The organism is Citrobacter sp. CFNIH10, from assembly GCF_002934585.1.
Classification (GTDB): Bacteria; Pseudomonadota; Gammaproteobacteria; order Enterobacterales; family Enterobacteriaceae; genus Citrobacter_A; species Citrobacter_A amalonaticus.
In genome coordinates this window covers 69,272-92,880 of record NZ_CP026213.1, presented here as the reverse complement: position 1 = coordinate 92,880, position 23,609 = coordinate 69,272, and the positions used below count along the sequence as shown (strand labels likewise).

Annotated in this window: 20 protein-coding genes and 7 pseudogenes; 12 read left to right on the top strand and 15 right to left on the bottom strand. The window is 50.1% G+C overall.

All coding sequences use genetic code 11. The features are described from left to right. Nucleotides 1-467: 467 nt before the first annotated feature. Entirely contained in the window at nucleotides 468-2,081 is a 1,614-nt protein-coding gene (locus tag C2U53_RS02260) for an HNH endonuclease signature motif containing protein (protein ID WP_007372347.1), read from the top strand. Nucleotides 2,082-2,378: 297 nt separating this feature from the next. On the opposite strand, the gene C2U53_RS02255 is transcribed toward C2U53_RS02260, so the two are convergent. Next, nucleotides 2,379-3,076, bottom strand: a protein-coding gene (locus C2U53_RS02255; RefSeq protein WP_095033700.1) for an IS1-like element IS1B family transposase whose coding sequence is annotated in 2 segments (ribosomal slippage) — nucleotides 2,379-2,827 and nucleotides 2,827-3,076 — 699 coding nt in all. Because the reading frame shifts where the segments join, the coding sequence is not laid out codon by codon here. Between the two features lie 56 nt (nucleotides 3,077-3,132). On the opposite strand from C2U53_RS02255, the pseudogene C2U53_RS02245 reads away from it, so the two are divergent. From C2U53_RS02245 to C2U53_RS02235, 3 genes and pseudogenes are all read left to right on the top strand, one after another. Next, nucleotides 3,133-3,375, top strand: a pseudogene (locus C2U53_RS02245) (IS3 family transposase); the annotation flags it as partial. A gap of 160 nt (nucleotides 3,376-3,535) precedes the next feature. Then, complete coding sequence (nhaA, locus tag C2U53_RS02240) at nucleotides 3,536-4,687, top strand: Na+/H+ antiporter NhaA (protein ID WP_001000602.1); 1,152 nt, start codon at nucleotides 3,536-3,538, stop codon at nucleotides 4,685-4,687. Nucleotides 4,688-4,879: 192 nt separating this feature from the next. Further along, complete coding sequence (locus tag C2U53_RS02235) at nucleotides 4,880-5,584, top strand: IS6-like element IS26 family transposase (protein WP_045347821.1); 705 nt, start codon at nucleotides 4,880-4,882, stop codon at nucleotides 5,582-5,584. Between the two features lie 58 nt (nucleotides 5,585-5,642). Here C2U53_RS02235 and C2U53_RS30660 read toward each other — a convergent pair. Then, a pseudogene (locus C2U53_RS30660) lies at nucleotides 5,643-5,759 on the bottom strand (DUF4158 domain-containing protein); the annotation flags it as partial. A gap of 94 nt (nucleotides 5,760-5,853) precedes the next feature. On the opposite strand from C2U53_RS30660, the gene C2U53_RS02225 reads away from it, so the two are divergent. Next, nucleotides 5,854-6,459, top strand: coding sequence for a recombinase family protein (locus C2U53_RS02225; RefSeq protein WP_000509966.1), 606 nt, complete (start codon nucleotides 5,854-5,856; stop codon nucleotides 6,457-6,459). A gap of 35 nt (nucleotides 6,460-6,494) precedes the next feature. Here C2U53_RS02225 and C2U53_RS02220 read toward each other — a convergent pair. The 7 genes and pseudogenes from C2U53_RS02220 to C2U53_RS02185 all read right to left on the bottom strand — a co-directional run. Then, a pseudogene (locus C2U53_RS02220) lies at nucleotides 6,495-6,563 on the bottom strand (IS6 family transposase); the annotation flags it as partial. A gap of 63 nt (nucleotides 6,564-6,626) precedes the next feature. Beyond that, nucleotides 6,627-8,933, bottom strand: a pseudogene (gene lacZ / locus C2U53_RS02215) (beta-galactosidase); the annotation flags it as partial. Nucleotides 8,934-9,054: 121 nt separating this feature from the next. Further along, nucleotides 9,055-10,137: a DNA-binding transcriptional repressor LacI gene (gene lacI / locus C2U53_RS02210; RefSeq protein WP_024196106.1), complete on the bottom strand. Its 1,083-nt coding sequence runs from the start codon at nucleotides 10,135-10,137 to the stop codon at nucleotides 9,055-9,057. A gap of 167 nt (nucleotides 10,138-10,304) precedes the next feature. Continuing rightward, on the bottom strand, nucleotides 10,305-10,772 hold the full coding sequence (locus tag C2U53_RS02205; RefSeq protein WP_246876122.1) for a hypothetical protein: 468 nt from the start codon (nucleotides 10,770-10,772) through the stop codon (nucleotides 10,305-10,307). Between the two features lie 151 nt (nucleotides 10,773-10,923). Next, nucleotides 10,924-11,112: a hypothetical protein gene (locus C2U53_RS02200; RefSeq protein ID WP_007372207.1), complete on the bottom strand. Its 189-nt coding sequence runs from the start codon at nucleotides 11,110-11,112 to the stop codon at nucleotides 10,924-10,926. Between the two features lie 35 nt (nucleotides 11,113-11,147). Next, nucleotides 11,148-12,125 carry a hypothetical protein gene (locus C2U53_RS02195; protein WP_371415042.1) on the bottom strand — a complete coding sequence of 326 codons (978 nt, stop codon included), beginning with the start codon at nucleotides 12,123-12,125 and terminating at the stop codon, nucleotides 11,148-11,150. Nucleotides 12,126-12,224: 99 nt separating this feature from the next. After that, nucleotides 12,225-13,205, bottom strand: a complete 981-nt coding sequence (locus tag C2U53_RS02185; protein WP_104445627.1) for an IS5-like element ISKpn26 family transposase — start codon at nucleotides 13,203-13,205, stop codon at nucleotides 12,225-12,227. A gap of 398 nt (nucleotides 13,206-13,603) precedes the next feature. Here C2U53_RS02185 and C2U53_RS02180 point away from each other — a divergent pair. Further along, nucleotides 13,604-13,852 (top strand): annotated as a pseudogene (locus tag C2U53_RS02180) (transposase); the annotation flags it as partial. Nucleotides 13,853-13,861: 9 nt separating this feature from the next. Here C2U53_RS02180 and C2U53_RS02175 read toward each other — a convergent pair. Continuing rightward, nucleotides 13,862-15,013 carry an IS30-like element IS30 family transposase gene (locus C2U53_RS02175; RefSeq protein WP_001254932.1) on the bottom strand — a complete coding sequence of 384 codons (1,152 nt, stop codon included), beginning with the start codon at nucleotides 15,011-15,013 and terminating at the stop codon, nucleotides 13,862-13,864. A 64-nt stretch (nucleotides 15,014-15,077) separates the two neighbouring features. On the opposite strand from C2U53_RS02175, the pseudogene C2U53_RS02170 reads away from it, so the two are divergent. The 3 genes and pseudogenes from C2U53_RS02170 to C2U53_RS02155 form a co-directional block, all read left to right on the top strand. Further along, nucleotides 15,078-15,506, top strand: a pseudogene (locus tag C2U53_RS02170) (IS3 family transposase); the annotation flags it as partial. Nucleotides 15,507-16,178: 672 nt separating this feature from the next. Beyond that, on the top strand, nucleotides 16,179-17,687 hold the full coding sequence (gene ltrA, locus C2U53_RS02160; RefSeq protein WP_001189111.1) for a group II intron reverse transcriptase/maturase: 1,509 nt from the start codon (nucleotides 16,179-16,181) through the stop codon (nucleotides 17,685-17,687). 80 nt (nucleotides 17,688-17,767) lie between these two features. Further along, a pseudogene (locus tag C2U53_RS02155) lies at nucleotides 17,768-18,244 on the top strand (IS3 family transposase); the annotation flags it as partial. Nucleotides 18,245-18,396: 152 nt separating this feature from the next. Here the strand turns inward: C2U53_RS02155 and C2U53_RS02150 are convergent. The 3 genes from C2U53_RS02150 to C2U53_RS02140 form a co-directional block, all read right to left on the bottom strand. Continuing rightward, nucleotides 18,397-18,822, bottom strand: a complete 426-nt coding sequence (locus C2U53_RS02150; protein WP_016241518.1) for a hypothetical protein — start codon at nucleotides 18,820-18,822, stop codon at nucleotides 18,397-18,399. Between the two features lie 13 nt (nucleotides 18,823-18,835). Further along, nucleotides 18,836-19,264, bottom strand: a complete 429-nt coding sequence (locus tag C2U53_RS30210; RefSeq protein WP_032155219.1) for a hypothetical protein — start codon at nucleotides 19,262-19,264, stop codon at nucleotides 18,836-18,838. Between the two features lie 133 nt (nucleotides 19,265-19,397). Further along, nucleotides 19,398-19,712, bottom strand: a complete 315-nt coding sequence (locus C2U53_RS02140; protein ID WP_009652923.1) for a hypothetical protein — start codon at nucleotides 19,710-19,712, stop codon at nucleotides 19,398-19,400. 815 nt (nucleotides 19,713-20,527) lie between these two features. Here C2U53_RS02140 and parM point away from each other — a divergent pair. Continuing rightward, nucleotides 20,528-21,538: a plasmid segregation protein ParM domain-containing protein gene (parM, locus tag C2U53_RS02130; RefSeq protein ID WP_223883253.1), complete on the top strand. Its 1,011-nt coding sequence runs from the start codon at nucleotides 20,528-20,530 to the stop codon at nucleotides 21,536-21,538. A gap of 13 nt (nucleotides 21,539-21,551) precedes the next feature. Continuing rightward, the gene (locus C2U53_RS02125) at nucleotides 21,552-21,938 is read left to right on the top strand and encodes a plasmid partitioning/stability family protein (protein WP_009652914.1); all 387 of its coding nucleotides are present in this window, start codon (nucleotides 21,552-21,554) and stop codon (nucleotides 21,936-21,938) included. Between the two features lie 26 nt (nucleotides 21,939-21,964). Here C2U53_RS02125 and C2U53_RS02120 read toward each other — a convergent pair whose 3' ends face one another. Further along, nucleotides 21,965-22,321 (bottom strand): GntR family transcriptional regulator, encoded by a 357-nt coding sequence (locus C2U53_RS02120; RefSeq protein ID WP_242529909.1) that lies wholly within the window; start codon nucleotides 22,319-22,321, stop codon nucleotides 21,965-21,967. A 160-nt stretch (nucleotides 22,322-22,481) separates the two neighbouring features. Between C2U53_RS02120 and hdeB the strand changes: the two genes are divergently transcribed. Beyond that, nucleotides 22,482-22,733 (top strand): acid-activated periplasmic chaperone HdeB, encoded by a 252-nt coding sequence (gene hdeB / locus C2U53_RS02115; RefSeq protein WP_007372196.1) that lies wholly within the window; start codon nucleotides 22,482-22,484, stop codon nucleotides 22,731-22,733. 51 nt (nucleotides 22,734-22,784) lie between these two features. Here hdeB and C2U53_RS02110 read toward each other — a convergent pair whose 3' ends face one another. Next, nucleotides 22,785-23,588, bottom strand: a complete 804-nt coding sequence (locus C2U53_RS02110) for an MIP/aquaporin family protein (RefSeq protein ID WP_007372195.1) — start codon at nucleotides 23,586-23,588, stop codon at nucleotides 22,785-22,787. Nucleotides 23,589-23,609: the final 21 nt, after the last annotated feature.

Sequence of the window (23,609 nt, the reverse complement as noted above, 5' to 3'; positions counted from 1 at the left end):
ATCGGGCCCGTGCCCGGGGTAACCATTCTGCCCGGGCCCACCATTTTAAAAAGAAACCGCCGTGCCCGGTCTGGCCATTTCCCCCGCCTGCGGCAACCGGGCCGTGCCGGTCTTTCCGTCCGGTTCCTGCAAACCCCACATAGGGACTCCGGTCGCTGGATGAGCCATGCGAGAAAATATGAGAAAAAGAGAGAAAAAAAGAGAAAAAAAAGAGGGGCCGGGGGCGCGAGGGTTTCAGTGGGTATTAAGGTCAAGGGCGCTTTGCAGGGTGGACGCGGGGGTGTTGACCCTGATCGCTTTTGTATGTTGGACTAATTTTGCATATATGAAGACAAGAAAAGACGCGCTGCCGACAGAGCAGGTATACTCTCGCCATCAAATGTGCGGCCAGCGGCGGGGGATAGGTAACGACCGCAGGCCTCCGCGACCGGTATCAATGATGATGATGCCCTGCCAGGTAAAGAGTAGTGACGACGAAAGTGAAGGTGAAGAAAACCCGGGCCGAACGTAAGCAGCATAGCCGGGACATGCAGGCCAAACATGAAGCGGAAAAAAAGGCCGCTAACCTGCGTAATATTCTAAAGAGAGACATTCTGGCCACGCTGGGTATCCCTAAAAATCACGGTGGGCGGGCAGCTCTTTCTACATTCATCACCGAGCACTTACTGAAGGGTGAGAGTCAGGTTCAGATTGTTGCCATGCTAACCGGCAGCGAATTGATGAAGCGGGCACAGCTTGCCGAAATCGAGCGCCTGAAGAAGATCACGGAACTGGCCAATCAAACCCGCAGAAACGAGATCACCAACCGGGCGTTTGAGCGCCTGGGTATCACAACCCGGCATCCAATGGGCGATTTAGTGCTGAGCATGGTGCGCGAACTGGCAAACCAGAATTTAAATACCGGTGAGATAGTAGAACGCCTGAATGATAACGAAACCGTACTGGAATCGCGCCGCCTGCACAAAGAGAAGCGAGCGGATCTTGAACGTCAGATTGATGAAGGTATTGCCGAGCGCAAAAAGACCCGTGTTGATATGCGGGAAGTGCTCGCCTACATGGCCCAGAAGAACGGTACAACGTATACGCCTCCCGCAGACACCTGGCGATCTCCTGAACATCCGAATGGCGATTCACCGACCCGGCATAATGGAAAAATCAGAGAGAGCCGTCTGACCGGCGCTGAAAGCACCCAGAAAGAAAACCCACGTCAGTACGGTTTGCCCAACCTGAAAACCAGTAGCGCTTCCATCAACAAGGCCGGAATGAGTGAGGCCATTAAGCTGGTGGGCGGACGTGTGACGGAATTTCGCACCTATCTTTATGAGCATCGCGATACGGGACTACGCGCTGATGTGCTGGCTCGCCGGTTTATGGCTGAGTCAATGCAAGGCAAAAAGATGGTTGACCCTGTGCCGGTCAATGAACCAGATAATCTCCCGGCTCCCACACACGAACCTGCCAAACGTAAATGGACGAAGGAAGAAAAGCAGGAAGCGCGTGACCGTGCGCTGGCCGCAGCAAGCCAGGTCGGAAAGCTTAAAGAAGCGGAAACCAACGGCATTACGCACGATGTAGTGCGAGAATCGCAGCCAGCACCCCAGCCAGCCCTGATCTCCGTCGAAGTTGAACAATCCCGCGTCTCCATGCAGGAACCGTCTGTTGCGCCCCTGGCGCACCCTAAACGTGAAGGCTCTACAACCTGCGTGGTGACCAGGCCGGATCAGGCTGATTTCGCTGCTACCGTCCGTCGAAACTGTAACGACCGCTGCGTGATTACAGGAGCAAGCTTACGCCGCAGGACAGAGGCCGCACACCTGGTAGAGCATAGTGCTGGTGGTCTGGATCACTGGAGTAATGGCTTGCTGCTTCGTATCGATCTGCACCGGCTGTTTGACGACAACGTCCTTGCCATTTGCCCGGAGACGTTGACCGTCCACGTTGACCCTGTCGCGCAGGCCGAAGATCCCGATTTGCAGCAATACGATGGCCATGTGATTACCGGGCTTTGCCGTCCGATAGACCCGGCGAATCTCGTCATGCGCTGGGAGCGTTATCAGCGCCGGTTAGAACTGACCAAGTAAAACCGGTAATCCATCAGGTGCGAATCGTGGGAATGCGCCAGCTCGGTAACCCCACGTCACCGGATTGAACCATCACAAAAAAGGAGCCCACCGGGCTCCCCAAAAACGAATTGTTTTATTGTTCCTGCTTAGTTCTACGTAGGTACTCTTCAGCCTTTATCTTTATTTGCACGAGTTCAGCGTAAAACTCACGTTCCATTTGGTATGTTGGCATCTGAGTATAATACTCTTCCACCTGTGGCCAAATTCGCTGAAGTTCTGCATATAAATCATGGAGAGCTCGGTAATAACTCCAACTTATTGATAGTGTTTTATGTTCAGATAATGCCCGATGACTTTGTCATGCAGCTCCACCGATTTTGAGAACGACAGCGACTTCCGTCCCAGCCGTGCCAGGTGCTGCCTCAGATTCAGGTTATGCCGCTCAATTCGCTGCGTATATCGCTTGCTGATTACGTGCAGCTTTCCCTTCAGGCGGGATTCATACAGCGGCCAGCCATCCGTCATCCATATCACCACGTCAAAGGGTGACAGCAGGCTCATAAGACGCCCCAGCGTCGCCATAGTGCGTTCACCGAATACGTGCGCAACAACCGTCTTCCGGAGCCTGTCATACGCGTAAAACAGCCAGCGCTGGCGCGATTTAGCCCCGACGTATCCCCACTGTTCGTCCATTTCCGCGCAGACGATGACGTCACTGCCCGGCTGTATGCGCGAGGTTACCGACTGCGGCCTGAGTTTTTTAAATGGCGGAAAATCGTGTTGAGGCCAACGCCCATAATGCGGGCGGTTGCCCGGCATCCAACGCCATTCATGGCCATATCAATGATTTTCTGGTGCGTACCGGGTTGAGAAGCGGTGTAAGTGAACTGCAGTTGCCATGTTTTACGGCAGTGAGAGCAGAGATAGCGCTGATGTCCGGCAGTGCTTTTGCCGTTACGCACCACCCCGTCAGTAGCTGAACAGGAGGGACAGCTGATAGAAACAGAAGCCACTGGAGCACCTCAAAAACACCATCATACACTAAATCAGTAAGTTGGCAGCATCACCCTTCTGCCGGGCTAATAACCTGGTCCCGAGCATGAGCCGGCGTGGCAACTGCTGGGATAATGCGGTGGCCGAATCGTTCTTCAGTTCACTGAAAAAAGAGCGCATCAGGAAGAGAATATACAAAACCCGGGATCTAGCCCGGGCGGATATCTTCGATTACATTGAAGTGTTCTACAACCGGGCCCGGCGCCACAGTCACCTCGGCGGCGTCAGTCCGGAGGCCTTCGAACAGGCCTCGTCGTGAGGACAGAATTTGTCTACGGGCGTGGGGTCAGTCCAATCAACGGCTCGGAAGTGTCTAGATTATCCGTGGCGATTCAATTATTCTAAAGTTTTCGACCGCTATACACTCTTATCATTCTTTGTTAATCGTTTATTAAGATAATAAATATAAGGACGAAACCATGAACGATGTCATTCGTGACTTTTTCAAAATGGAATCAGCTGGTGGTATTCTTCTCGTGATTGCCGCGGCAATTGCGATGACCATTGCTAACTCACCGCTGGGCGAAACTTATCAATCTGTACTGCATACTTATGTATTTGGTATGTCAGTTTCTCACTGGATTAATGACGGCCTAATGGCTGTTTTCTTCTTACTCATTGGCCTTGAAGTTAAGCGAGAGCTGCTTGAAGGTGCGTTAAAATCAAAAGAAACCGCAATTTTCCCTGCGATTGCAGCGGTTGGCGGTATATTAACTCCTGCTCTTATTTACGTAGCCTTTAATGCCAACGATCCTGAGGCGATTTCTGGTTGGGCAATTCCAGCGGCGACAGATATCGCTTTTGCTTTAGGTATCATGGCGTTATTAGGTAAGCGTGTACCAGTAAGCCTAAAAGTGTTCTTGCTGGCGGTTGCTATCATCGATGATTTAGGTGTAGTTGTTATTATCGCGCTATTTTACACCGGTGACCTGTCGACCATGGCGTTGCTTGTTGGCTTCATCATGACTGGTGTCCTATTCATGTTGAATGCGAAGGAAGTAACAAAACTTACGCCATACATGATCGTCGGTGCGATCTTATGGTTCGCGGTGCTTAAATCTGGTGTTCACGCAACATTGGCAGGTGTAGTGATTGGTTTTGCTATCCCACTAAAGGGAAAGCAGGGCGAACATTCTCCACTTAAACATATGGAGCACGCGCTTCACCCATACGTGGCATTTGGTATTCTGCCTCTATTCGCATTTGCCAATGCGGGGATTTCGTTAGAAGGCGTATCGATGTCAGGTCTAACTTCAATGCTGCCACTCGGTATTGCTTTGGGTCTACTGGTTGGTAAGCCTCTAGGTATCTTTACCTTTAGCTGGGCAGCGGTAAAAATGGGCGTTGCTAAGTTACCTGAAGGCGTTAACTTCAAGCATATCTTTGCGGTATCTGTGTTGTGTGGTATTGGCTTTACAATGTCTATCTTCATTTCCTCTTTAGCGTTCGGAAATGTAAGTCCTGAATTTGATACCTATGCTCGACTCGGTATCTTAATGGGTTCTACGACAGCAGCATTACTTGGCTATGCCTTACTGCACTTTTCTTTGCCTAAGAAAGCGCAAGCGTAAGATAAAAATGAGCTATTTTGTAAAGCCTCCCAATCGGGATAACACCGATCAGTTAAGGCATTGATCAGTTGAACGATCCTACGGATGGTTAACAATACCCTCAGTACACTAATTGCTGAGGGTATTTTTGGCACTGTTGCAAATAGTCGGTGGTGATAAACTTATCATCCCCTTTTGCTGATGGAGCTGCACATGAACCCATTCAAAGGCCGGCATTTTCAGCGTGACATCATTCTGTGGGCCGTACGCTGGTACTGCAAATACGGCATCAGTTACCGTGAGCTGCAGGAGATGCTGGCTGAACGCGGAGTGAATGTCGATCACTCCACGATTTACCGCTGGGTTCAGCGTTATGCGCCTGAAATGGAAAAACGGCTGCGCTGGTACTGGCGTAACCCTTCCGATCTTTGCCCGTGGCACATGGATGAAACCTACGTGAAGGTCAATGGCCGCTGGGCGTATCTGTACCGGGCCGTCGACAGCCGGGGCCGCACTGTCGATTTTTATCTCTCCTCCCGTCGTAACAGCAAAGCTGCATACCGGTTTCTGGGTAAAATCCTCAACAACGTGAAGAAGTGGCAGATCCCGCGATTCATCAACACGGATAAAGCGCCCGCCTATGGTCGCGCGCTTGCTCTGCTCAAACGCGAAGGCCGGTGCCCGTCTGACGTTGAACACCGACAGATTAAGTACCGGAACAACGTGATTGAATGCGATCATGGCAAACTGAAACGGATAATCGGCGCCACGCTGGGATTTAAATCCATGAAGACGGCTTACGCCACCATCAAAGGTATTGAGGTGATGCGTGCACTACGCAAAGGCCAGGCCTCAGCATTTTATTATGGTGATCCCCTGGGCGAAAAGCGCCTGGTAAGCAGAGTTTTTGAAATGTAAGGCCTTTGAATAAGACAAAAGGCTGCCTCATCGCTAACTTTGCAACAGTGCCCTGCCTAATGTTTTCCAGGTCATCATCGCCCAGCGTGTAGAACTTCAGTAGCGACAGTTCGTCCGTGGGCAGATCGAACAGCGCTGCTCGCTGCCGTTCGGTGAAAATATGGCGTCGTGACATACAAATTCGTCCCTTTTGAAGTATAGTCTGTTTTGGACAACAGCCAGCCCATATAAATCAGGGCGTTCCGATACAAAAATCCAGGAGGGTTCAATTGGGACATCGTGCCGCCATTTACTGCCGGGTTTCAACAGCGGATCAGTCTTGTGAACGCCAGGAATTTGATCTGCGAGCCTTCGCCGGCCGTGCCGGCTACGACGTGGTGGGAATATTTAAGGAAACAGGTTCAGGAACTAAACTCGACCGGGCCGAGCGAAAGAAAGTCCTGGCGCTTGCCCAGTCCAGACAAATTGATGCAATCCTGGTCACTGAGCTTTCCCGGTGGGGGCGCTCGACGCTCGATCTGCTCAATACGCTACGTGAACTGGAGAACTGGAAGGTTTCCGTGATAGCCATGAATGGAATGGCGTTCGATCTTTCGTCGCCGTATGGACGAATGCTGGCGACGTTTCTTTCCGGCATTGCGGAGTTTGAGCGGGATCTCATCAGCGAGCGGGTCAAGTCAGGCCTTGCTGTTGCGAAGGCACGTGGTAAGAGGCTTGGTCGTCAGGCCGGAGTGCGACCAAAATCAGACCGACTTTTGCCTAAGGTGGTTGCGATGAGGGCCGAGGGACGCAGCTATCGCTGGATCGCACGCGAGCTCGGTATCAGCAAGAATACCGTCGCTGACATCGTGCAACGACACAGAGCTAACGCTTAGGGTGTCATTTCGCCCTCAGCCGGAACCGACCCCTATTTGCAGTACCAGCGTACGGCCCACAGAATGATGTCACGCTGAAAATGCCGGCCTTTGAATGGGTTCATGTGCAGCTCCATCAGCAAAAGGGGATGATAAGTTTATCACCACCGACTATTTGCAACAGTGCCCATCTGTGAAAGAAAGCCTGACTGGCGGTTAAATTGCCAACGCTTATTATCCAGCTCGATGCAAAAATCCGTTTCGCTGGTGGTCAGTTGCGGGATGGCGTGGGGCGCGGAGGGGAGTGTCACGCTGAGGTTTTCCGCCAGACGCCACTGCTGCCAGGCGCTGATGTGTCCGGCTGCTGACCATGTGGTCGCGTTCGGTTGCACTACGTGAACCGTTAGCCAGAGTTGTCCGGCGCTCTTCGGCTGCGGTAGTCCAGGCAGTTCAATCAACTGTTTACCTTGTGGAGCGACATCCAGAGGCACTTCACCGCTTGCCAGCGGCTTGCCATCCAGCGCCACCATCCAGTGCAGGAGCTCGTTATCGCTATGACGGAACAGGTATTCGCTGGTCACTTCGATGGTTCGCCCGGATAAACTGAACTGGAAAAACTGCTGCTGGTGTTTTGCTTCCGTCAGCGCCGGATGCGGCGTGCGGTCGGCAAAGACCAGACCGTTCATGCAGAACTGGCGATCATTCGGCGTATCGCCAAAATCACCGCCGTAAGCCGACCACGGATTGCCATTTTCATCATATTTAATCAGCGACTGATCCACCCAGTCCCAGACGAAGCCGCCCTGTAAACGGGGGTACTGACGAAACGCCTGCCAGTATTTAGCGAAGCCGCCAAGACTGTTACCCATCGCGTGGGCGTATTCGCAAAGGATCAGCGGGCGCGTCTCTCCAGGCAACGAAAGCCATTTTTTGATGGACCATTTCGGCACAGCCGGGAAGGGCTGGTCTTCATCCACGCGCGCGTACATCGGGCAAATAATATCGGTTGCGAAGGTGTCGGCTCCGCCGCCTTCATACTGTACCGGGCGGGAAGGATCGACAGATTTGATCCAGCGATAGAGTGCGTCGTGATTAGCGCCGTGGCCTGATTCATTCCCCAGCGACCAGATGATCACACTCGGGTGATTACGATCGCGCTGCACCATTCGCGTTACGCGTTCGCTCATCGCGGGTAGCCAGCGCGGATCATCGGTCAGACGATTCATTGGCACCATGCCGTGGGTTTCAATGTTGGCTTCATCCACCACATACAGGCCGTAGTGGTCGCACAGCGTGTACCACAGCGGATGGTTCGGATAATGCGAACAGCGCACGGCGTTAAAGTTGTTCTGCTTCATCAGCAGGATATCCTGCACCATCGTCTGCTCATCCATGACCTGACCATGCAGAGGATGATGCTCGTGACGGTTAACGCCGCGAATCAGCAACGGCTTGCCGTTCAGCAGCAGCAGACCATTTTCAATCCGCACCTCGCGGAAACCGACATCGCAGGCTTCTGCTTCAATCAGCGTGCCGTCGGCGGTGTGCAGTTCAACCACCGCACGATAGAGATTCGGGATTTCGGCGCTCCACAGTTTCGGGTTTTCGACGTTCAGACGTAGGGTGACGTGATCGGCATAACCACCACGCTCATCGATAATTTCACCGCCGAAAGGCGCGGTGCCGCTGGCGACCTGCGTTTCACCCTGCCACAAAGAAACCGTCACCCGCAGCTCATCGCGCAGCTCGCCGTACATCTGAACGTCTGCCTCCAGTACAGCGCGGCTGAAATCATCATTAAAGTGAGTGGCTACATGGAAATCGCTGATTTGCGTGCTCGGTTTATACAGCAACGAGACGTCACGGAAAATGCCGCTCATCCGCCACATATCCTGATCTTCCAGATAACTGCCGTCACTCCAGCGCAGCACCATCACCGCGAGGCGGTTTTCTCCGGCGTGTAAAAATGCGCTCAGGTCAAATTCAGACGGCAAACGACTGTCCTGTCCGTAACCGACCCAGCGCCCGTTGCACCACAAATGAAACGCCGAGTTAACACCATCAAAAATAATTCGCGTCTGGCCTTCCTGTAGCCAGCTTTCATCAATATTAAATGTGAGCGAGTAACAACCTGTCGGATTCTCCGTGGGAACATACGGCGGATTGACCGCAATGGGATAGGTCACGTTGGTGTAGATAGGCGCATCGTAACCGTGCATCTGCCAGTTTGAGGGGACGATGACAGTATCGGCGTCAGGAAGATCGCGCTCCAGCCAGCTTTCTGGTACCGCTTCTGGTGCCGGAAACCAGGCAAAGCGCCATTCACCATTCAGGCTGCGCGACTCTTGGGAAGGGCGATCGGTGCGAGCCTCTTCGCTATTACGCCAGCTGGCGAAAGGGGGATGTGCCGCAAGGCGATTAAGTTGGGTAACGCCAGGGTTTTCCCAGTCACGACGTTGTAATACGACGGCCAGTGAATCCGTAATCATTGTCATAGTTGTATCCTGCGTGAATTGTTATCCGCTCACATTTTCGCATAACATACGAGCCGGACACATAGAGTGTAAAGCCTGGGGTGCCTAATGAGTGAGCTGACTCACATTAATTGCGTTGCGCTCACTGCCCGCTTTCAAGTCGGGAAACTTGTCGTGCCAGCTGCATTAAGGAATCTGCCAACGTGCGGGGAGAGGTGGTTTGCGTATTGGGCGGTAGGGTGGTTTTTCTTTTCACCAGTGAGACGGGCAACAGCTGATTGCTCTTCACCGCCTGGCCCTGAGAGAGTTTCAGCAAGCGGTCCACGCTAGTTTTCCCCAGCAGGCGAAAATCCTGTTTGATGGTGGTTAACGGCGGGATATAACACGAGCTGTCTTCGGTATCGTCGTATCCCACTACCGAGATATCCGCACCAACGCGCAGCCCGGACTCGGTAATAGCGCGCATTGCGCCCAGCGCCATCTGATCGTTGGCAACCAGCATCGCAGTGGGAACGATGCCCTCATTCAGCATTTGCATAGTTTGTTGAAAACCGGACATGGCACTCCAGTCGCCTTCCCGTTCCGCTATCGGATGAATTTGATTGCGTGTGAGATATTTATGCCAGTCCGCCAGACGCAGACGCGCCGAGACAGAACTTAATGGACCGGCTAACAACGCGATTTGCTGGTGACCCAATGCGATCAGATGCTCCACGCCCAGTCGCGTACCGTCTTCATGGGAAAAAATAATACTGTTGATGGGAGTCTGGTCAGAGACATCAAGAAATAGGGCCGGAACATTAGCGCAGGCAGCTTCCACAGCAATGGCATCCTCGTCATCCAGCGGATAGTTAATGATCAGACCACTGACGCGTTGCGCGAGAAGGTTATGTACCGCCGCTTTACAGGCTTCGACGCTGCTTCGTTCTACCATCGACACCATCACGCTGGCACCCAGTTGATCGGCGCGAGATTTAATCGCCGCGACAATTTGCGACGGCGCGTGCAGGGCCAGACTGGAGGTAGCAACGCCAATCAGCAACGACTGTTTGCCCGCCAGTTGTTGTGCCACGCGGTTGGGAATGTAGTTCAGCTGCGCCATCGCCGCTTCCACCTTTTCCCGCGTTTTCGCAGAGACGTGGCTGGCCTGGTTCACCACGCGGGAAACGGTCTGATAAGAGACACCGGCATACTCTGCGACATCGTATAGCGTTACTGGTTTCACATTTACCACCCTGAATTGACTCTCTTCGGGTGCTATCATGCCATACCACGAAATGTTTTGCGCCATTCGGAGGGGGCACGCCGAAGTGAGATTCAAAATGCCGACGTCAGTTCACAGGTGGGTAATGATACCAACGTGTTGATTTCGTATTTTCACTGACACCAGGATCATCCTGATGTTACAAGGATTGAATGACTACAGATTAAAATAGTCATCAACAGGTTGACAGCATTACCTGGCTCTGCGCCATGCTTGTTAGCCAGCCAATCAGTAAATGCCGTTAATCGATGAATATGTTTATTGACGTTATCAGTTGAGCTTGGCACCCAGTACAAGCCAGAGGGATCTAAACCATCTTCACCGATGGTGCCTGTGTAAAGACGCTTAGCAAAGGTTTGGAATAGCATTTTAGGATCTTCAAATAATCCTTTGTTGGCTTCCATGTAATCCAAGAGCAAAGAAGTGGCTTGTATAAAACCATTCATTAAAGCATTACTAGCACCATCAGCTTCCATCTTTAGCAAGTAATCGGTAACTGAACCAACTTCACCTTGTTCGGTGATCAAGATGGGGAGCTGACTTTTAATGCCAGTATTATCTTCTACGATAGTTGCTTTGACTTTAACCGATGACAAGGTTCATTCCTTTATACACGTTAAACATACAATACACTATAATTCTAAAGAGTTTATTGTCAAATAAAAAGGCAGATTTCTCTGCCTTAATACACAATATACATAGTTCAAGGTACTATATATAACTTAAGGGCGTTTTATTTTTGTGTGCTTATTTACCATCCGTTTCATCATCTACTTTCTGAGTCATGATTGGAGGCGGCGCTTCATTATCAATTTTCCTACGGCCTTCATCGCTGAAGAAGATTTTCCAGATAAAGTGCCCGACAAAAAGGATTCCGCATCCTATAATCAGCGCCCAGTCGAAAGTGTCAAATGGTCTGTTAAAATAATCAAACATATAGTTCTCCAGGGTAGAGTTCGTGACTAAGCCCGTTAAACGTTGTGTGGATAATTGCTCCACCAGACCGGGCAATGCAATTCATTGTTTTTTTCAGACCATCCGGCATCTATGAGTAATCTCTTCACAAAAAATGGCTGGTTTCTGAAGATATCTGTAGAAATTGATGTAGCTTTAATGACACTTCCTTTTTCACCAGGTTTTGTTGGTTTCTCGTAACGCGTTATACCGATATGCTGTAGACGTGACCTAATCGCGCCATCTGTCCTATTCATTTTCTTGGCAATCACTTCTATTGAACGATGCTCAGATAGAAGTGTAATTAAAAACTTATAGTTTCCACATACCCATTTGGCTGGTTTTTGTGGTTCTCTTTGGTTCCGTTCAGGCACTGATCTTTCCTTAATTTGTTGTGGTTTTTCACTATCACAATCAATGTCAGTTCTGGCCGGGTAATTTGAAATGGTTTTATCTGGTACGGTTTCATAGATAATTTCATTAAGCACTATATGCTTGCTCCACCAATCTGGGGCGGTAAGGTCGAATCCATCAATGTGCCAGCCGAATTCGATTAGTGGCAGGACATCAAGAAAACGTTTTTTTGATAATTTCGCAGAACTTATTTTTTTATTTAACCATATAACCGTACTAGATGAATCGTCTTCAGCGCCCACGGTAATCATTCCAAGCTCTATAAGTTGCTGAAGAGTGGATTGATGGCTTCTTAAGGTAAGCTCGGCAAGTGCCGTTTTACTGATACCATGTTGTATCGCCTTAAGTAAGACCCGAGTATCGTCAGGAGTCCACGGTTTACCGGTAATGAGGTGTGAAGATGTTTTCTTATGTAGCTGATCAGTATCCTCATCTTCGGGTACTAACAGGCTTGTGTTTCTTGTTCGCCACCATTCTGGAGAGTACAGAACATTTTCACCATTTATGCAGTGTGCTACCCATCCATTATCTAGGGAAGGTGCGAATAAGCAGGTCATTTCTTCCCAAGCTGACTCGCTGATTAAAATTTCGCGGATCTGGGCCGATTTTTTTCCCGCAAACACATCGAATCAGCCTATTTAGGCTATTTTTTCCACCATTTCTGGCGTTATTTCCGGTTTTTACTGAGATCTCTCCCACTGACGTATCATTTGGTCCACCCGAAACAGGTTGGCCAGGGTGAATAACATCGCCAGTTGGTTATCGTTTTTCAGCAGCCCCTTGTATCTGGCTTTCACGAAGCCGAACTGCCGCTTGATGATGCGAAACGGGTGCTCCACCCTGGCACGGATGCTGGCTTTCATGTATTCGATGTTGATGGCCGTTTTGTTCTTGCGCGGATGCTGCTTCAAGGTTTTTACCCTGCCGGGACGCTCGGCGATCAGCCAGTCCACATCCACCTCGGCCAGCTCCTCGCGCTGTGGCGCTCCTTGGTAGCCGGCATCGGCTGAGACAAATTGCTCCTCTCCATGAAGCAGATTACCCAGCTGATTGAGGTCATGCTCGTTGGCCGCGGTGGTGACCAGGCTGTGGGTCAGGCCACTCTTGGCATCGACACCAATGTGGGCCTTCATGCCAAAGTGCCACTGATTGCCTTTCTTGGTCTGATGCATCTCCGGATCGCGTTGCTGCTCTTTGTTCTTGGTAGAGCTGGGTGCCTCAATGATGGTGGCATCCACCAAAGTGCCTTGGGTCATCATGACGCCTGCTTCGGCCAGCCAGCGATTGATGGTCTTGAACAATTGACGGGCCAGTTGATGCTGCTCGAGCATGTGGCGGAAATTCATGATGGTGGTGCGATCCGGCAGGGCGCTATCCAGGGATAATCGGGCAAACAGGCGCATGGAGGCGATTTCGTACAGGGCATCTTCCATGGCACCGTCGCTCAGGTTGTACCAATGCTGCATGCAGTGAATACGCAGCATGGTCTCCAGCGGATAGGGCCGTCGGCCATTGCCCGCCTTGGGATAAAACGGCTCGATGACAGCGGTCATATTCTGCCATGGCAGAATCTGCTCCATGCGGGAGAGGAAAATCTCTTTTCGGGTCTGACGGCGCTTAGTGCTGAATTCACTATCGGCGAAGGTGAGTTGATGGCTCATGATGTCCCTCTGGGATGCGCTCCGGATGAATATGATGATCTCATATCAGGAACTTGTTCGCACCTTCCCTAGGTAAAATGGTCGTGATGACTTTAATTCATGCTATTCCATTGAGATTTGTGTTTACAATCAATAAAAATATTGTTAATAAAATGTAATCCTTAACATAAATCAACATGGATATGGAACCTACACTACAATGGCAAAGAAAAACATACATCAGGAAGAGATTGTATTCGCGAAGAAACAGCTTGTTCTCCTTGCAACATTAAAAGGGAAGGTAAGTGAATTGATTCTAAAGTGGGAAGGGAACATTGGAGCTGAGACTCCTGACTTGAATCGCCACGGGTTTAACAGACACCTCAGAGTCATTTAAGATGGCTTAAAGAGAGGTGCCCATGAGCAGTAAGCGTTATCCCGAAGAGTTTAAAATTGAAGCAGTCAAACAGGTTGTTGATCGCGGTTATTCTGTTGCCAGCGTTGCAACACGTCTCGATATCACCACCCACAGCCTTTACGCCTGGATAAAGAAGTACGGTCCGGATTCTTCCACTAATAAAGAACAGTCAGATGTTCAGGCCGAGATCCGCCGTCTCCAGAAAGAGCTGAAACGGGTTACCGACGAACGGGACATATTAAAAAAAGCCGCTGTAGATTCAATCTGTCAATGCAACACCCCTTTCAATTATCTCTTTCGGTGTTTTGAACTTCAGTGTCTTTCTCGGTCTGTTGTTTAGCTGAGCAGCAACCAGATCTAGTTCATGTTGAGTATATTGGGCAAGACATGTCTTTTTAGGAAAGTACTGCCGAATTAGCCCATTTGTGTTCTCATTTGTTCCCCGCTGCCAAGGACTCTGAGGATCGCAGAAGTAAACTTTAACGCCGGTGCTGACAGTAAATTCTAGATGTCTGGCCAGTTCCATTCCTCTGTCCCATGTCAGTGATTTTCTGAGTTCTGACGGTAAACTCAGGAATTTGTCGGTAAGAGCCTGATTTACTGAGACAGAATCTTTGCCCCTGAGTCTGAGGATGATCGTATAACGTGATTTTCGGTCTACAAGTGTGGCTATATGAGAGTTTTTTGTACCTGAGACTAAATCGCCCTCCCAATGCCCCAGAGAGCGTCTGTTATCGATATTTCGGGAACGTTCGTGAATTGGTGTTCCGTTCACTATGTTAATCGTACCTCTTTCGCCTTTGCGGGTATGACGCCTGCCATGGCGAAGGCTATGCGACCGTCGCAGATGCTGTATATTCAGGTGGTGTAGCGCTTCACGGCTACGAAAGTACAGCGTTTTATAAATTGTCTCAGGTGATATTCGCAGCGTTTTTTGACGTGGTTTTGTTCGCCTTAACCATCCTGATATTTGCTCTGGAGACCATTTCATCTCCAGCTTTTCCAGAACAAGCTTTCGCAATGGTAAATTTTGATCCAGTAAGCACGGTTTTGGCCTTTTCGCCATTCTGTTGGCTCGGTTATTAGCATCAACAGCTTTGTAATAGCGTCTGCCCCGATTACGCTGAACTTCACGTGAGATCGTCGAAGGACTGCGATTCAGCGCAGTAGCTATCGCACGAATGCTCATTTTGGCTGACAAACCAGCTCGTATCTCCTCGCGCTCAGACAGTGTCAGGTGAGCTACAGCCCGCTTACGCTCATGGGGTTTTATGCCGCCAGTATCCCTTAACATAGTGAAGATCGTTCCGGGTTTTGAACCCAGGATATTCGCTATTTCACTGAAGCCTGTTCCGTTCTTCCATAGTTCAAAAACAGAGGCTTTTTCCTCTGCTGTAAATGTTCGTCTCATTCAAAAAACCTCCGCAACCCCATGTTTTCACATAACTGTTGCGTTGACCAATTGAATCTACAGCGGCGTACTTCGCAAAGCTGTCCGACTGAGGTACGCCTTTATCCGTGACAACACCTGTTGCTGGCCTGTTCGCCTGCTCTGTCGGGTGCTGGATGTTCATCCCAGTGGTTTTTACGCCTGGCTTCAGCAGCCGCATTCACAACGCCATCAGGCAGACCTGAGACTGACAGGACAGATTAAACAGTTCTGGCTGGAATCGGGATGCGTCTATGGTTATCGTAAAATCCATCTGGATCTGCGGGACAGCGGGCAACAGTGCGGAGTGAACAGAGTCTGGCGACTGATGAAACGTGTCGGGATAAAGGCTCAGGTCGGATACCGGAGCCCGCGGGCACGTAAAGGCGAGGCCAGTATCGTGTCGCCCAACAGGCTCCAGCGACAGTTCAATCCGGATGCTCCGAATGAGCGTTGGGTAACGGATATAACCTACAGTGTGCCCGGAGTTCAGGGCGGGCATGGATGCTTAAATGAACCGCGAGTCTGTCTGGAATATTGAACCGGTAACTCACGATGAGAAACCCAACAATCCCACCGGGTGTGACGGTGGAGAACCTGAGCGGCAGTGACCTGCGGCATGCCCGCAGGGTGATGTAACCCGCTGACAACGGGGATTGAGGCGAGATCACTAAGCCGAGATGATCCTCAAGGTTAAGTACTGAAAGGCTGAAGAACATGAACCCGTTAATCCGCCTCTGTGGGTTGAAAACGTCACCACGGCCTACGTGATCTGACAGGCCGTGCAGGAGGAACTGGCAGTGATACGTAAGCACTGCCGGTCGAAGGTGTTTTGACATGTATGCGAAACACCGGGGCAGCAGCGTCTATCACGCTTGCGTTGCTGACTTCTGCCAACTTGCGGCAAGCAAGGATAAAGAGTGCGACGGGCAGCCTCCTCAGTATGCCTGAGTCCAGGCAGGTAAACCGGGGAAGGTCAGCGACGGATGTTAAGGGGGCATGGCTCCGATGACGCGCTGGCTGGCGGAGCTTCCGTAGTAGTCCGCGATGGGGAAAGCCCATTACATGGCGAAGGGAAGCAGTTTGAATGTGTTTGCGACGTGAATTAACTGACCTAACGAGGTGAAGACCTTTGATAATCAGCGAAATGCAACGCAAGCTTGCCACATGGGCAGCCACCGATCCGTCCCTACGGATTCAACGGCTGCTGCGTCTGATAACACAACCAGAATGGCTGGCTGAAGCGGCGCGGATCACGCTTTCATCAAAGGGGGCGCATACCCCCGGCGTTGATGGCGTGAACAAAACAATGCTACAGGCCAGACTGGCTGTTGAGCTGCAAATCCTCAGGGATGAATTACTCTCAGGCCACTACCAGCCCTTGCCCGCCAGACGGGTTTACATCCCTAAAAGCAACGGCAAACTGCGACCACTGGGTATCCCCGCGTTGCGGGATCGTATTGTTCAGCGGGCCATGCTGATGGCGATGGAGCCGATATGGGAGAGTGATTTTCATACGCTCTCATATGGCTTCCGGCCTGAGCGCAGTGTCCACCACGCGATCCGCACGGTGAAATTACAGCTCACAGACTGCGGTGAAACCCGGGGACGCTGGGTGATTGAAGGCGACCTGTCCAGTTACTTCGACACCGTACATCATCGACTGCTGATGAAGGCTGTACGCCGCAGGATCAGTGACGCACGTTTCATGACTCTGCTGTGGAAAACCATCAAGGCGGGACATATCGATGTCGGTCTCTTTCGGGCGGCCAGTGAAGGTGTGCCACAGGGCGGTGTTATATCGCCGCTATTATCGAACATCATGCTGAATGAGTTCGATCAATACCTGCATGAGCGCTACCTGAGCGGGAAAGCCAGAAAAGATCGGTGGTACTGGAATAACAGTATCCAACGGGGCCGAAGTACGGCGGTCAGAGAAAACTGGCAGTGGAAACCCGCGGTGGCGTACTGCCGCTATGCCGATGATTTTGTCCTCATCGTCAAAGGCACCAAAGCACAGGCGGAAGCCATCAGGGAGGAGTGTCGGGGTGTGCTCGAAGGCAGTCTGAAACTCAGGCTGAACATGGATAAGACTAAAATCACCCATGTTAATGACGGCTTTATCTTTCTGGGGCACAGGATCATTCGCAAACGCAGTCGTTATGGCGAGATGCGAGTGGTCTCAACGATCCCGCAGGAGAAAGCCAGAAACTTCGCCGCATCGCTGACAGCACTGTTATCAGGCAACTACAGTGAAAGCAAAGTCGATATGGCTGAACAACTCAACCGAAAACTGAAAGGCTGGGCCATGTTCTATCAGTTCGTTGATTTTAAGGCCAAAGTCTTCAGTTATATCGACCGTGTCGTGTTCTGGAAGCTGGCTCACTGGCTGGCCCGCAAATACCGTACAGGTATCGCTTCCCTGATGAGGTGGTGGTGTAAATCACCGAAACCGGGTCAGAGCAAAACGTGGGTTTTATTTGGTAAAACCAATCACGGCAAGCTCAGCGGCGAAATACTGTACCGGTTGGTGGGGCAAGGCAAGAAGCTGTTCCGCTGGCGGCTACCCGAAGGTAATCCCTATCTGAGGACGGAGACCAGAAACACGTATACATCGCGCTTTACAGAAGTGGCAATGGCGTTCGCCAGCATTTAAATGGAGAGCCGGATGCGCTGAAAGGTGCACGTCCGGTTCGGGGAGGAGAGGCAGGGAAATAGTCCGACTACGCCCTGCCTCTTACTCTACTCAGAACCCACGAAGGCTGGCTGTATCTTGCCGTGGTTGTTGATCTGTTCTCACGCAAAATTATCGGCTGGTCCATGCAATCCCGGATGGCAAAGGACATTGTCCTGAACGCACTGCTGATGGCTGTATGGCGGCGTAATCCCCAAAAACAGGTGCTGGTTCATTCGGATCAGGGCAGTCAGTACACAAGCCATGAGTGGCAGTCGTTCCTGAAATCACACGGCCTGGAGGGCAGCATGAGCCGTCGCGGTAACTGCCATGATAATGCGGTTGCAGAAAGCTTTTTCCAATTGTTGAAACGCGAACGGATAAAGAAAAAGATCTACGGAACGCGGGAAGAAGCCCGCAGCGATATTTTTGATTACATCGAAATGTTTTATAACAGTAAGCGTCGGCATGGTTCTAGCGATCAGATTTCACCGACAGAATATGAAAACCAGTATTATCAACGGCTCGGAAGTGTCTAGATTATCCGTGGCGATTCAACTATCATCTTTTAATGAACCAACTTGAGTCAGTAGAAAAGCAAATATTTTCTAAGATTGGTGCTTGGAAAAAGACATCTTTGCTTTGAGTGTCAGTGAAGAAAAACTTTATGAACAAACTTAATCCTCCTGCTTTATGTAATTCTTTTTTTACCAGGGATTTCTAGGAGAATCTTAGTCCATAACCCATCTGTCATAAAATCAATTATCGAGTCTGATATCATGGCTTTATTTGCAATTCTTTGAGCAGTGTAAATTGCCTGACTTTTATCTTCGATAAAGATGCCATGAGGCACTAGACTAACATTATCTTCGGTTTTCCTTGCCCACATGCGGAGGCGGTAATCTATTATGTATTCGTCATACTCTATCCACAGATGAGGTCGAATTATCTGGCCAGTTCCAGCCAACGTTACTTCTCCAACGATGCGCTGGTGCGGTATACAGAATCTATCTAGCAGGCAACTTACAACCATAGTATGACCATCACATTCGAGTGGAAGTACATCATATTTATGTAACAGCTCGCAGACATAAGCAACTTCAGGGGTTATGAACATTTACGGCCTCATATTAGACGGGGAGGGTGCTTAATTGGTCATTAAGCCTAAGTGATGATGGAGCCCAGTAGCCGGAACCGCACATCCACCGTTCACCAGGAAATGAAAAACCCTCTCTGATAAGAAACTCCCTAAGTTCGGTGCTGATGACATTCTCAACCTTTAAGATGTAGTTATTTGTCTCAGCTGCTTCTTTTAATTTCGAGAGTAACTGTCTGAAAAATCCTTTGCCTGGGGTCTTCACTGAAATGGTTGCGACTACCAGTACCGACGAACCGAGGTATGACATTTTTCCCGTCCGGGCACGGATGTATAACTCATCTACTAACTGAAGACCTTGAACCTTCATTGATTTTGAATGAAAGATGCTTTTTTTTGCTTCAACCATTAAGTGAGTGAATGATTGAAGGATCTTATTGATGTCTCTGTCATGACAACTCATATAATCACCAAATTAAATCAGCATAATAAATTGCACAGTGTATAGCGTAACTTTTCAATAAAGTTGATGCTTTGAAATAAAAGCAACAATACATAATCTTTGTGTCTTATTGACTAAGGTTGTTATGTAATTATCAGAGGTTTTTAATCCTTTCTAAAGATGCTAGATATGCTTCATAGTTATCTCCAAATTTTTTCTTTGCCCGTCTTACTCTCATCTTTTCTGCCAGTTCACTCTTATGCTCGGTCTGGTATTTTTTATTGTTTTGGAGTTTTACACCTGCACCGGAACCGGCAGCATAATTTCTGTTTTTATCGCTAATGCACAACTTGCATTTACTTTTAAGGCCAAACTTACCCTTAAGTTCCTTACCGAATTCTTCGAAGGGTTTAACCTGATTGCATCCTTTACAGCGTTTGCACCCAGAGGGGAGATCTTCATTAGCCATGTCTAGTTCCAGTGGTTAAAGGTAATGAACTGCATTTTACTGCAAACAGGCACTTCCAACCATAAAATCGACTACTTAACCATAATTCAACATAAGGTTCATTAAGCGCACCAAGGTAAGGTGTTGATTGTTAAGGGTTTATCAGGGGGTTCTCTTGACTTGTTGGTATCCTCGGACTCAGGCTGTTACGTATCCTGTGACTAACTGAGCCCCGTCCGTGGTGACCAGTTAACAGATTCTCCAAGGAACCTTGTTAACGCTGCTTTAGCATACTGAGGCTTTGAGTAGTATCTGGGAAACCAGCCATCATAAGTTTGTGTGCCATTGCGCCGGTATTCTGGCCTGACTGACAGCTTACATCCATTACCATCAGTAGAAATACAAAAAGTGTACCCATCAACAGAATCAGAAGTAAGCAGAATGGATGTCATTGGGGATACCTCATTATTGAACTAACCAGAAACTACAATGGTGATCCGACATGGTTTCCTCGATTTTACCGACTGAGCTGTCATATAGCGATACCTTTTATTCTTAGGTTCTCTTGCAGTATTGGCTATCGATTGTCACAATTTAGTCTGGTGGCACTGGTTCATTTTTCGGGTGGTTTGTTACTTTTTCCGTTGGTGTTCCAGGGCTACCGACCTCTGCATGTACGTATACATCCCTCTTTCTCGTTTACCCCGCCAGATTTCAATCCGATAGAATCGTTCCTGTTTTACTCACTCGTAATTCACTTTTCATAGTCATTTTGTGGACATTAAACGTGCGCTACAGGTGCGCATTCCTTGCTTCAGGATGGCTTACTATCTAAAATGGCAGAGATTTTTGATACTTTTGAACATTTTAATGAGGTATATACCATGATGAACATCGCTTGTGATGACGGCTCAACGAACGTAAAACTTGCCTGGATTGAGAATGGTGAAATCAAAACTCATGTTTCGCAGAACGCCTTCCGCGAAGGCTGGGCTACTCCACTCGCATTTGGTGGTAAAACTATCTACAACTATCTCATTGATGGGCGGAAATTTACTCACGACATTGGTTCAACATCTGCAATTACAACAACGCATACCTCTTTCCAGTTCGACGCTGTAAGTCGCGTAGCAATTCATCATGCCCTTTTGACTTCCGGTCTTGAGCCACAGGATGTTGAACTTACAGTGACACTGCCGGTGGCCATGTTCTTCACGAGCGATGCGCAGTTGAACGAAGCTAATATTGAAAAGAAAAAGGCCAACGTTATGGGCCCAATAACCCTGAATAATGGCGAAACTTTTCATGTTGTAAAAGTTAACGTAATGCCTGAATCAGTACCTGCGGCTGAATATCTGATTGATCCTAAAACAACCACGCAGCTTACACGAACCCTGGTTGTCGATCTGGGGGGAACAACCCTAGACCTGGCCATCATTCAGGGGGCAATGGAGGGCATATCTGATATCTTTGGCAACAGCGATGTTGGCGTTTCACGAGTGACAAAAGCTGTTATGGCTGCGCTCCAGGATGCCCAGTCTCCAAGTAGTTATGCCATTGCGGATATCATCATTAAAAACCGTCATGATAGAGCGTTGATTGCTTCTGCGGTCAATGATCACTCTAAAATTGATGCCATCATTGACGTTATCGATTCTGAGTCGAAAAATCTGGCCGAAGCTGTTGCAGCTGATATACGTCGTCAGAACAGCGTCCACAAAATCATACTGGCCGGGGGCGGTGCTGAGCTCATCCATTCTCATATTGTCGAACTATTCCCTAAGCTGGATGTCATCAAAGCGCCTGACGCGCAGCTCGCGCTCGTCAAAGCAATGGCAAGCGTCTAAACGAGGTTATGTGATGGAAGAAGATAAACGTTTACTCGTCTGGCTCCGCCCCGGCAATAATCCAGAAGACGGTAAAGCTCTTGATATTATGGAGCGCTTACCCCGCCGATCCCGGGGGGAATTTTACCGTAAGGCACTGGTAATTGCGTCTGCCTTGCATGAGCTCGACCCTCGGTTAATAAATTTGCTGGCCGCACAAACCACGACATCGTTTAATGCCGAAACGCTGAGCAACATTCTGTCGCAAACGCTGGGCATTGCCGTTGAACGGAATTCTTCACCAGTGGAAACCCAGGCCACAGGTATCCGAGCAACAACCATCATTGATTCGGATAAGCCTGCTGAGCAGAAAGAACCAATTCCTAAACCCTCCCTGATGATGCAAACCCTCAAACGTTGAATCCGAACCGGCTACTAGTAGCCGGTTTACTCACCTTGCTCGGTTAACAAGCTGAGATAGATCCGCAACCCCTTATCCAGTGACTCTCTAATGGCATCTGCTGCTGCCCCTGCATCCCTGTTTGAAAGAGCGAGTTCAAGCGACGAGAAAAATATTGGCCATTTATCCTCCGAGTCAGATTCGAACGTGTAACTCAGAGTTGGCCACAGGTTAATCCACAGTTGGGTTACAATTTTGAAAAACTCAGGCAGACCGGCGTATATGTAAAGCTTCAGCCGCAGAGTGAGGTTTAGCTGGTGCGCCAGATAAACATCCCTACGTTCATATGCGGAACGCAGCTTTTGGCACAAAGACAGGCATTCTTCAAAGCCATTGGCATCCATTTTCAGTACGGCCTTTTCTGCCAGTTCTGGCTCAATCAATCGCCTCATAATGAACCCTGTTCCATGGCTCCAGATGACAAACATGATCTCATATCAGGGACTTGTTCGCACCTTCCCTAAAGCACTCGTATTGACCGTGGCGGCTACCACATTCTGTCTGATGACCAGCCCGGCGTTCGCGGTTGAGGAAACCACGCCGCAGAATATGACCTGTCAGGAATTTATGGATATGAACCCAAAAAGCATGACCCCGGTGGCCTTCTGGGTAGTGAATCGCAACACCGACTTTAGCGGCGGCGACTATGTTGACTGGCATGAAGTCGAGACCGTTTCGGTACCGAAAATGCTGCAGGAGTGCCACAAGAACCCCGCCGCTAAACTTGGCGATCTCAGCGCGGTCATCAAAAAATAACCCCCCCGGCATCAGGCCGGGGAAACCCGCCGCGCTGCGGCGGGTCCCGCTTTACTCATCGATACCGCATTCGCACGGCAGAAAGCGGCCGATAAGCTTGCGATACAAAAACGCCCCGATAATCGCCCCCACCACCGGCGCCAGCAGCGGCACCAGAAAGTAAGGGATCGCCAGCACACCGGTAAAGGCGATCGAGCCCCACCCGGCCAGACTGGTAAACAGTTTTGGGCCGAAGTCGCGCGCCGGATTCAGCGCAAAGCCGGTTAGCGGCCCCATCGACGCGCCGATCACGGCGATCAGCAAGCCAATCAGCAACGGCGCCAGCGGCCCGCGCGGAATTCCGTTGCCGTCGTCGGTCAGGGCCATGATCATCGCCATCAGGATTGCCGTGATGGTGGTCTCAACGGCAAACGCTTGTATAAAAGTGATATGTGGATGCGGGTACGTGGAAAAGACCCCGGCCAGGTTAAGGCTGGCGGCAGTGCCGCGCACGATATGCTGACTCTGTTCAAGATCGAGAAACAGCTGGCGATAGAGCCCATACACCAGCGCGGCGGCGCAGAAGGCCCCGGCCGTCTGGGCAACAATAAACGGCAGCACCTTGCGGCGTTCAAAACAGGCGAACAGCCACAGGGCAATGGTCACCGCCGGATTAAGGTGCGCGCCGGAGACACCGGCCGTCAGGTAGATGGCCATGGCGACGCCAAGGCCCCAGATAATACTGATCTCCCACTGACCAAAGCTGGCCCCGGCGACCCGCAGCGCAGCGACGCAGCCCGCGCCGAAGAAAATGAGCAATCCGGTGCCAAGAAACTCGGCCACGCACTGCCCGGTTAAGGTAGAAGTCTGGTTCATTATCGGCATCCTGAAATAGCA

Excerpts from the sequence above, each read along its gene's own strand:
- C2U53_RS02125 (WP_009652914.1), top strand. The coding sequence starts at position 21,552 with ATGGAAGAAGATAAACGTTTACTCGTCTGGCTCCGCCCCGGCAATAAT.
- ltrA (WP_001189111.1), top strand. The coding sequence starts at position 16,179 with ATGCAACGCAAGCTTGCCACATGGGCAGCCACCGATCCGTCCCTACGG.
- hdeB (WP_007372196.1), top strand. The coding sequence starts at position 22,482 with ATGACCAGCCCGGCGTTCGCGGTTGAGGAAACCACGCCGCAGAATATG.
- C2U53_RS30210 (WP_032155219.1), bottom strand. The coding sequence starts at position 19,264 with ATGAGTTGTCATGACAGAGACATCAATAAGATCCTTCAATCATTCACT.
- C2U53_RS02140 (WP_009652923.1), bottom strand. The coding sequence starts at position 19,712 with ATGGCTAATGAAGATCTCCCCTCTGGGTGCAAACGCTGTAAAGGATGC.
- parM (WP_223883253.1), top strand. The coding sequence starts at position 20,528 with ATGGCAGAGATTTTTGATACTTTTGAACATTTTAATGAGGTATATACC.
- C2U53_RS02200 (WP_007372207.1), bottom strand. The coding sequence starts at position 11,112 with ATGTTTGATTATTTTAACAGACCATTTGACACTTTCGACTGGGCGCTG.
- C2U53_RS02110 (WP_007372195.1), bottom strand. The coding sequence starts at position 23,588 with ATGAACCAGACTTCTACCTTAACCGGGCAGTGCGTGGCCGAGTTTCTT.
- nhaA (WP_001000602.1), top strand. The coding sequence starts at position 3,536 with ATGAACGATGTCATTCGTGACTTTTTCAAAATGGAATCAGCTGGTGGT.
- C2U53_RS02120 (WP_242529909.1), bottom strand. The coding sequence starts at position 22,321 with ATGGATGCCAATGGCTTTGAAGAATGCCTGTCTTTGTGCCAAAAGCTG.
- C2U53_RS02235 (WP_045347821.1), top strand. The coding sequence starts at position 4,880 with ATGAACCCATTCAAAGGCCGGCATTTTCAGCGTGACATCATTCTGTGG.
- C2U53_RS02185 (WP_104445627.1), bottom strand. The coding sequence starts at position 13,205 with ATGAGCCATCAACTCACCTTCGCCGATAGTGAATTCAGCACTAAGCGC.
- C2U53_RS02175 (WP_001254932.1), bottom strand. The coding sequence starts at position 15,013 with ATGAGACGAACATTTACAGCAGAGGAAAAAGCCTCTGTTTTTGAACTA.
- C2U53_RS02150 (WP_016241518.1), bottom strand. The coding sequence starts at position 18,822 with ATGTTCATAACCCCTGAAGTTGCTTATGTCTGCGAGCTGTTACATAAA.